General features: G+C 64.0%; 7 protein-coding genes. 5 read left to right on the forward strand and 2 right to left on the reverse strand.

Going from position 1 to position 8043, the window contains the following annotated elements:
- The first annotated feature begins 56 nt into the window (after positions 1 to 56).
- The 3 genes from FJ967_RS18395 to FJ967_RS18405 all read left to right on the forward strand — a co-directional run bounded on the left by FJ967_RS18395 (position 57) and on the right by FJ967_RS18405 (position 3424).
- On the forward strand, positions 57 to 431 hold the full coding sequence (locus FJ967_RS18395) for a YciI family protein (protein ID WP_140733235.1): 375 nt from the start codon (positions 57 to 59) through the stop codon (positions 429 to 431).
- Positions 428 to 1702, forward strand: coding sequence for an RNA polymerase sigma factor (locus tag FJ967_RS18400; RefSeq protein ID WP_140733236.1), 1275 nt, complete (start codon positions 428 to 430; stop codon positions 1700 to 1702). Before FJ967_RS18395 ends, FJ967_RS18400 begins: the two co-directional genes overlap by 4 nt.
- Before the next feature lie 207 nt (positions 1703 to 1909).
- Positions 1910 to 3424 carry an aldehyde dehydrogenase family protein gene (locus FJ967_RS18405; RefSeq protein WP_140733237.1) on the forward strand — a complete coding sequence of 505 codons (1515 nt, stop codon included), beginning with the start codon at positions 1910 to 1912 and terminating at the stop codon, positions 3422 to 3424.
- Between the two features lie 116 nt (positions 3425 to 3540).
- Here the strand turns inward: FJ967_RS18405 and FJ967_RS18410 are convergent, their stop codons facing one another.
- Both FJ967_RS18410 and FJ967_RS18415 read right to left on the reverse strand, forming a co-directional pair.
- A complete protein-coding gene (locus tag FJ967_RS18410) occupies positions 3541 to 4440 on the reverse strand; it encodes a hypothetical protein (protein WP_181175966.1) in 900 nt (299 codons plus the stop codon).
- Between the two features lie 198 nt (positions 4441 to 4638).
- Positions 4639 to 5538, reverse strand: a complete 900-nt coding sequence (locus FJ967_RS18415) for a hypothetical protein (protein ID WP_140733238.1) — start codon at positions 5536 to 5538, stop codon at positions 4639 to 4641.
- 449 nt (positions 5539 to 5987) lie between these two features.
- Here FJ967_RS18415 and FJ967_RS18420 point away from each other — a divergent pair, with 449 nt between their 5' ends.
- The gene (locus FJ967_RS18420) at positions 5988 to 7646 is read left to right on the forward strand and encodes a ShlB/FhaC/HecB family hemolysin secretion/activation protein (RefSeq protein WP_246675301.1); all 1659 of its coding nucleotides are present in this window, start codon (positions 5988 to 5990) and stop codon (positions 7644 to 7646) included.
- A gap of 9 nt (positions 7647 to 7655) precedes the next feature.
- On the forward strand, positions 7656 to 8043 hold a 388-nt coding region (locus FJ967_RS18425), incomplete at its 3' end, for a filamentous hemagglutinin N-terminal domain-containing protein (RefSeq protein ID WP_181175968.1).

Below are 8043 nucleotides of genomic sequence, written 5' to 3' on the forward strand. Positions count from 1 at the left end.
CGCCGTGTCGGGATCGGTCCTACTGTTTCGTCCTTTGATGCAGAAAAGGACCTGATATGCTTTACGCCATCCTGTGCTATGCCTCCGAAGACGTCGTCAGCTCCTGGAGCAAGGCGCAGGACGACGAAGTCATGGCCAAACTCCTCAATGTGCAGGACAAATATGCCAAGGCCGGCCGGCTCGGCCCGGTGGCGCGGCTGTTGCCGACGACAGCGGCGACGACGCTGCGCAAGGTCAAGGGCGAATCCGTCGTCATCGATGGGCCGTTCGCCGAGACCAAGGAGCAATTCCTCGGCTTCTACACGCTCGACTGCGCCGACCTCGACGAGGCCGTGGAATTCGCCCGTGAGCTCTCCGAGGTCAATCCAAGCGGCGGCTCCTATGAGATCCGGCCGGTATCCGTCTTCAATCCGACCAAGGTTGCCGTATGACCGAACTTGCCTGGATAAGCTCCGCCATCAGTGCCGCCCGTCCGCAGGCGATGGGTGCGCTGCTGCGCTATTTCCGCGACCTGGATACCGCGGAGGAAGCTTTCCAGGATGCCTGCCTCAGGGCACTCAAGAACTGGCCGCAGAATGGGCCGCCGCGCGACGCGGCGGCCTGGCTGATCTTTGTCGGCCGCAACAGCGGCATCGATGCGGTGCGCAAGCGCGCCAAGCAGGCGCCGATGCCGGAAGAGGATCAGATCTCCGATCTGGAGGATGCCGAGAGCGATATCGCCGAACGGCTGGACGGTGCGCATTACCGCGACGATATATTGCGGCTGCTGTTCATCTGCTGCCATCCCGATTTGCCCGCGACGCAGCAGATCGCGGTGGCGCTGCGCATCGTCTCAGGCCTCACCGTCAAACAGATCGCGCGCGCCTTCCTGGTCGGCGAGAGCGCCATGGAGCAGCGCATCACCCGTGCCAAGGCGCGTATTGCCGATGCCGGCGTGCCGTTCGAGACGCCTGATGCCGTCGAGCGTTCCGAACGGCTCGCGGCGGTCGCCGCCATGGTCTATCTGGTTTTCAACGAGGGCTACTCAACCAACAGCGGCGAAGCGCCGGCGCGCGCGCCGCTTTGCGAGGAGGCGATCCGGCTGGCACGGCTGTTGCTCAGGTTGTTCCAGACGGAGCCGGAGATCATGGGGCTGACGGCGCTGCTTCTTTTGCAGCACGCGCGCGCCCCGGCTCGTTTCGATGGCGATGGCGAGATCGTGTTGCTCGAGGACCAGGATCGGAGCCTGTGGAGCCGCAAGATGATCGACGAAGGCCTAGCGCTGGTCGACAAGGCCCTGCGCCACCGCAAGCCCGGCCCCTACCAGGTGCAGGCGGCGATCGCCGCACTCCATGCGCGGGCCGAGAAAGCCGAGGATACGGACTGGGTTGAGATCGACCTGCTCTACGGGCTGCTCGAACAGATGCAGCCGTCACCTGTCATCACGCTCAACCGCGCGGTCGCGGTCGCCAAGGTGCGCGGACCGGAAGCGGCGCTGGCGATGATCGAGCCGCTCGAGCAAAGGCTTTCCGGCTATTTCCATTTCTTTGGCCTTAAAGGCGGGCTGTTGATGCAACTCGACCGGGGCGAGGAGGCGCGCATCGCCTTCGACCGCGCCATTGCGCTTGCCAACACGGCGGCGGAGGCAGCCCATATCCGCATGCATATCGACCGTCTGATCAAGGACGGCGCCGTCCGGGCGCCGGCGAAAAGGGCAAACTGAGCGGCCTCTGTCTGCTCAACGGTCTCTGGCTCAATCGCGCAGCGTGGGCTTGGACCATGCCGGGGTGGCGATTTTCCCCTGAAACAGGTAATGGCACGCCATGACAGCTCCTTCCGCCGCCACGGCGCGGGGAAGGCATGGCGCAAGGCGGTGACCGGGCCATACGAGCGGCGGGAATCTGGCAGCGGGAATCTGAAAGGGACAAAAATGACCATAGCGAAGGAAACGGCAGAGCTTCTGGCTAAACTGGGCGTGGCCAGGGAGGTGCTTTCGGAGGGCGACCTGATCGTGCGCAGCCCGGTGACGGGCGAGCAGATCGCGGCGCTGAAGACGATCTCGCCGGCCGACGCGGCAAAGACCATCGAGGCCGCGCATAAGGCTTTCCAGTCCTGGCGGCTGGTTCCGGGTCCCAAGCGCGGCGAACTGGTGCGGCTGCTCGGCGAGGAACTTCGCGCGCACAAGGCCGAGCTCGGCCGGCTGGTGTCGATCGAGGTCGGCAAGATCCCGTCCGAGGGGCTCGGCGAAGTGCAGGAAATGATCGACATCTGCGATTTCGCGGTCGGTCTGTCCCGGCAATTGTACGGTCTGACCATCGCCACCGAGCGCCCCGGCCACCGCATGATGGAGACCTGGCATCCGCTGGGCGTCGTCGGTGTCATCTCGGCCTTCAACTTCCCGGTGGCGGTATGGTCGTGGAATGCAGCCCTTGCGCTGGTCTGCGGCGACGCGGTGGTATGGAAGCCTTCCGAAAAGACGCCGCTGACGGCGCTCGCCTGCGAGGCGATCTTTGCGCGCGCGGTCAAGCGGTTCGGCACTGATGCGCCGCTGGGTCTGGCGCCGGTGCTGATCGGCGACCGCGCCGTCGGCGAAATCCTGGTCGACCACCCCAAGGTGCCTCTGGTCTCGGCCACCGGCTCGACCCGCATGGGCCGCGATGTCGGCCCGCGTCTGGCCAAGCGCTTTGCCCGCGCGGTGCTGGAACTCGGCGGCAACAATGCCGGCATCGTCTGTCCGACCGCCGATCTCGACATGGCGCTGCGCGCCATCGCTTTCGGCGCCATGGGCACGGCCGGCCAGCGCTGCACGACGCTCAGACGCCTGTTCGTGCATGACAGCGTCTATGACGCCTTGGTGCCGCGCCTGAAGAAGGCCTATCAGAGCGTTTCGGTCGGCAATCCGCTGGAGACTTCGTCACTGGTCGGTCCGCTGATCGACAAGGCGGCGTTCGACGCCATGCAGAAGGCGCTGAGCGAAGCGGCCGCGCATGGCGGCAAGGTGACCGGCGGCACGCGGGTCGAGAATGGCCATCCCGATGCCTACTACGTGCATCCCGCCCTGGTCGAAATGCCGAAGCAGGTTGCGCCGGTGACGGAGGAGACCTTCGCGCCGATCCTCTATGTGATGAAGTATTCCGATTTCGACGCCGTACTCGACGAGCACAATGCGGTCGGCGCCGGCCTGTCGTCGTCGATCTTCACCCGCGACCTGCAGGAATCCGAGCGCTTCCTTGGTGTCGACGGGTCGGACTGCGGCATTGCCAACGTCAACATCGGCACCTCGGGCGCCGAGATCGGCGGTGCCTTTGGTGGCGAAAAGGAAACCGGCGGCGGCCGCGAGAGCGGCTCCGATGCATGGAAGGCCTATATGCGCCGTGCCACCAACACGGTGAACTATTCCAAGGCCCTCCCGCTCGCCCAGGGCGTCTCTTTCGATATCGATTGAGACCGTCGGCGGTTGCCTAGCCAAGGGGGTCGATCAAGCTCACGCAGAATTGGTCGACCCAAAGCCCGACAAGCCATCACGCCATACAGCACAGCTTCCGCAATCTGCGTTGCTGTCTACGATACGGACAAGCCTTGCGCATCGGTCGCGCGGGAAGTGCCAGTAGCCGAGAGGCCGCCCGCGAAAGCGTCGTCGATGATGGCCAGTTTCACGGCCTGGGCGGTCAGGTATTCGCGGTAGAAATCACTGGAAATCCACATCACCGACTGGCCGCGCTGGCCGAGCCAGCCGACACTGCCAAGTTCCTCGGCATCGCGCAGCTTGCGCGCCAGATGGGTCCGCGACAGCTTGAGCCAGTTGGCGAAGTCGCCGATCGAGACGATGCCGGTCGGGATCCGGTCGAGGCCGGCATGGTCGGGGTCGACGCCCGATATCAGCCAGTCCATGACGACGCCGCCATTGTTGAGCCAGGTGAACAGTGAAAAGGTGCGCTTGGGCTCGCGCACAGGATTGGACGAAAGCAAGCCATCGGCCACCAGCGGCTGTATCCTGGCGAGCGCGTCGGACCGGGCCATGAAGGTGGTCACGCGATTTGCGCCATCGAGACTGTCCAGCGTGTGCAGATGCGCAAGCATCCAGCCGTAGACCGGCTCCATCGCCGGCGCCGTCGGCCGCAGCGGTCGGATGCGGCCATCATGCGTCGAGGGCAGCAATTCGATGAAGTTATAATGCAGCATCTCCTTGAGGAAGGCGTCGGCCGTGTTGCGGCTGGCCACCGCGTTCTGGCGGATCACATCGATGAAACGCGCCGCCGTGAGTTCCTTGCGATAGTCGTCGGATTCGCGCCGGAAATGCAGGGAAAGACCGATATGAGCCATAAGCCAGCGTTGCTGGCTGGCAAATGCCGAGGAAAGTCTCGGGTTCGTCTCATAGATTCGGTTCATCGCCTGCGCCTGGGCGCGGACACAGCGATGCAATGCCGGATGATCGGCGATTTCTTCCAAAGTCAGCGTCATTTTCCCCCGCTGGTAAGCTCAACTTGCCGCGCAGACGCAGGCCCACATTTTCAGCCTTCGGCGTCCGTGTCCAGACGTCTGCCGCCGAACAGGTGAATGTGTGGGCCCGATCCGGCTCGGTCGTGGGGGTGGCCCTCGACGGGCAACCGAACCAAGCGGCTTTAAACTTTAGGCAAAAATGGTGCCGCGCGGCGCAGCTCAGTTGCCAAAGCAGGCCTTGAAGGCGGCATCGACGACGGCCAGCTTGGCGGCCTGGACGGTCATGTACTCCTCATAGAAGCCATGCGACACCCACATCACCGAATGGCCGCGCTGACCAAGCCAGCCAATGCTGCCGAACTCCTCCGCGGTGCGAAGTTTACGGCCAAGATGGGTCCGGGACAGTTTGAGCCATGTGGCAAAATCGCCGATCGAGACCACGCTGGTCGGAATCCGTTCCAGGCCGGCATTGTCGGGGTCGATGCCCGACATCAGCCAGTCCATGACGATGCCGCCATTGTTAAGCCAGATGAACAGGGAAAAGGTCTGGTTGGGTTCGCGCACCGGTTTTGACGCCAGCAGTCCGTCCGCCACCAGCGGCTGCAGCGTGGCGAGCATTTCGGGCCGTTCCAGGAATCTGGCCAGCCGGTCGCCGCCATCGATGTGGTCGAGCGTGCGCAGATGGGCGGTCACCCAGCCGGTAAAGCGCTCGATCGTGGCCGCCGTCGGTTGCAGGGGGTGCGTGCGGCCGTCGCCGCCGGCCACGTACTCGGCGATGTTGTAGTGCAGCATCTCCTTGATGAAGGCGTCCGCCGTGTTGCGGCTGGCCACCGCGTTCTTGTGCACGACCTCGATGAAGCGCGATACGGTCAGCTCCTTGCGGCGGTCGTTCGGATCCCGTCTGAAATGCATTGCAAGGCCGACATGGCCCATCAGCCAGCGCTGCTGCGTGGCAAAGATGGAGGCCAGCCGGGGCGTTTCCTCATAGATGCGGATGAGCGCCTGCGACTGTTCCTGAACGTAGCGATGCAACGCCGGATGGCCGGCTATTTCTTCCAAATTCAGTGCTCGTCTCCCGATGCTTTGAACCAACTCGAATGGTGAGGTTGCGTTCCCCATTTTTCAGCCTTCAACACTTGTGTCCAGACGTACCAATTGCGGAGAACAGCCCCGGCCAAGTGACGGGCTCAGGGGATGCGACAGATGGTGCGGATGGCTAACTATTTGCTATGGCTTGGAAAACTCCTCCCAATAATAGTCAGCCTGAAGGCCGCCGGTTGAATTGACCTTGATGAGGGTCGGGCATAATTTCCGCGTCATCCGAGCGGCGGGGCGCCTTTCCGGACATGAATTGCAAAGAGCGGTTGTGGTGACGAGCGATCAGAGATCGCTCGGCGGCGAAGCCTTGCCTGCATTTAACTCGAAATACGAGTGATTGAGTGAAGTATAGAAGCAAGATCGCGATTGGCAGAAAGGCTGATGACCTGCCTGTGTCCGGCAGGCCTGCGGCGCGCGGATGGCTCGCTCTGCTCGCCGTATCGATATGTCTGTGGCTTCCCAATGGTGCGTTGGCCCAGACCGCCAGCCAGATCACGCCGCCAAGCTTTCGGCCGCCCCCGCAGGCCAACACGCCAGGTGTCTCCATCCCGGAAGGCTCGGGTCTGGAGGCGCCGGCGGGCGCCGAGAAACTCAAGGTCAAACTCAGGGATGTCCGCGTCGAGGGCAGCCTGCCCGAGATGGCCGAGGCAACGCGCAAGATCGTCGCCGGCCTTGCCCATCGCACCGTGACGGCAGCCGAGATCTTCGCGGCGGCCAAAGCGCTGGAGACCGAATATGGCCGTGCCGGCTATGCGCTGGTCCGGGTCGTGTTGCCGGCGCAGAAGCTCAACGACGGCGCAAGCCTGCGGCTCGTCGTCGTCGACGGCTATCTGGAGCGGATCGACACCAGCAATCTGCCCGAGCGTATACGCGGGCGGGTCGAGGCAACGCTTGCGCCGCTCGTCGGACAAAGAGGCATCAGGCTGTCGGCGATCGAGCGCAAGCTGTTGCTGGCCGGCGACACGCCCGGCGCCCGACTGCGCTCGACCCTGCAGGCCGGCACGTTGAAAGGCGCCAGCGTACTGGTCATCGACGGCAAATATCGTCCGTTCGGCGGCCAGGTCACCGTCGACAATTCGCTGTCGCCATCGCTGCAGCGCTGGTCGACGGGCGTCGGCGTCGACTTCAACTCACTGCTCGGTCTTGGCGACCTCGTCTATCTGCGCATCGGCGGCTATCCCAATGGCGGCGAAAACGGCGTGTTCACCGATGGCCCGCGTAACCGCAACTATGCCGCCGGCATCGTCGTGCCGATCGGCTATGACGGCTTGACGCTCAACCTCGAAGCCAGCCGCACGCGCGCCAATCCGACCGCCGAGCCTGGCACGCTCGGCTTCGGCAGCGAATTCGAACGTTATTCGGCGCGGCTGCGCTATCCCTGGATCCGCAGCCGCGAATTGACCGTCAGCAGCGAACTCTCCTTCGACGCGCAGAACGATTTCCTCAATGCGGTGACGCCGATCTCGCTGCCGATTGCCGAGGATCGGCTGCGCATCGTCAGGTTCGGCACGGACGCCACCTGGTTTACCTCGCTCGGTGGTGTCTTCACCGGCAATGTCACGGCCTCGTTCGGTATCAACGGTCTCGGCGCGCGTTCAGCGGCGGACGCCACGCCGCTCTTACCCCTGTCGCGGCAGGGCGCCGATGCCGCCTTCCAGAAGCTGGAAGTCGCGGCGAGCTACAGTCAGCCGCTTGCCACCCATCTCGGTCTCGATCTCTATGCCCGTGCGCAGACCTCTTTCGGCAAGCCCCTGCTGCAGTCGGAGCAGATCGGGCTCGTCGGTCCGAACGGCCTGTCGAGCTTCGACGCCGGCGCCCTGCAGGGCGATTCCGGCTATGCGCTGCGCGGCGAACTGTCCTCGCCCTGGTTCGTACCGTTCACCGGCGGCGTGGTTCAGGTTTCGCCCTATCTCTTCGGTGCCGTCGGCGAGGTCCATCTCGAAATGCCGACCGCGCTCGAGACGGCCAGTATCGTTGGCGCTTCCTACGGGCTCGGCCTGAAACTCGGCGCGGCACTGGCGGCCGATCCGTCCAACACCAGCCTGACACTGGAATGGGGACGCCAGCATCGAAACGACCATCTGCCGACCAGCGATCGCTTTTCGCTCGCCGGCGCCATCCAGTTTTAAGACATGATCATGCAGCACCAGATACTCTTCCCACGCATCATCACCCGGACCAGCGCGCCGCTGACGGCGCTGCTTCTGGCCTCGACGGCGCTCGTCGGCTTCACAACGGCGCGGGCTCAGGAACTGCCGACGGGCGGCAAGGTGGCGTCGGGCGGCGTCACCATTTCCAACCCGTCGACCGCGCAGCTCAACATCAAGCAGTCGACCAGTTCGGCCATCGTCAACTGGCAGAGTTTTTCCATCGGCGCCGGCTCCACCGTCAACATCGACCAGCCGACATCGACCTCGACGATGCTCAACCGCGTCACCGGCGGCACCAGGTCGACGATCGCTGGCCAGCTCAACGCCAATGGCCAGGTGTTTCTGGTCAACCCCAACGGCATCGCCATCTCCAAGA

It is taken from the genome of Mesorhizobium sp. B2-3-4, from assembly GCF_006442315.1.
Lineage (GTDB): Bacteria > Pseudomonadota > Alphaproteobacteria > Rhizobiales > Rhizobiaceae > Mesorhizobium.

Bases quoted from the DNA above. Each gene is read 5' to 3' on its own strand.
- FJ967_RS18395 (WP_140733235.1), top strand. From the start codon at position 57: ATGCTTTACGCCATCCTGTGCTATGCCTCCGAAGACGTCGTCAGCTCC.
- FJ967_RS18400 (WP_140733236.1), top strand. From the start codon at position 428: ATGACCGAACTTGCCTGGATAAGCTCCGCCATCAGTGCCGCCCGTCCG.
- FJ967_RS18405 (WP_140733237.1), top strand. From the start codon at position 1,910: ATGACCATAGCGAAGGAAACGGCAGAGCTTCTGGCTAAACTGGGCGTG.
- FJ967_RS18410 (WP_181175966.1), bottom strand. From the start codon at position 4,440: ATGACGCTGACTTTGGAAGAAATCGCCGATCATCCGGCATTGCATCGC.
- FJ967_RS18415 (WP_140733238.1), bottom strand. From the start codon at position 5,538: ATGGGGAACGCAACCTCACCATTCGAGTTGGTTCAAAGCATCGGGAGA.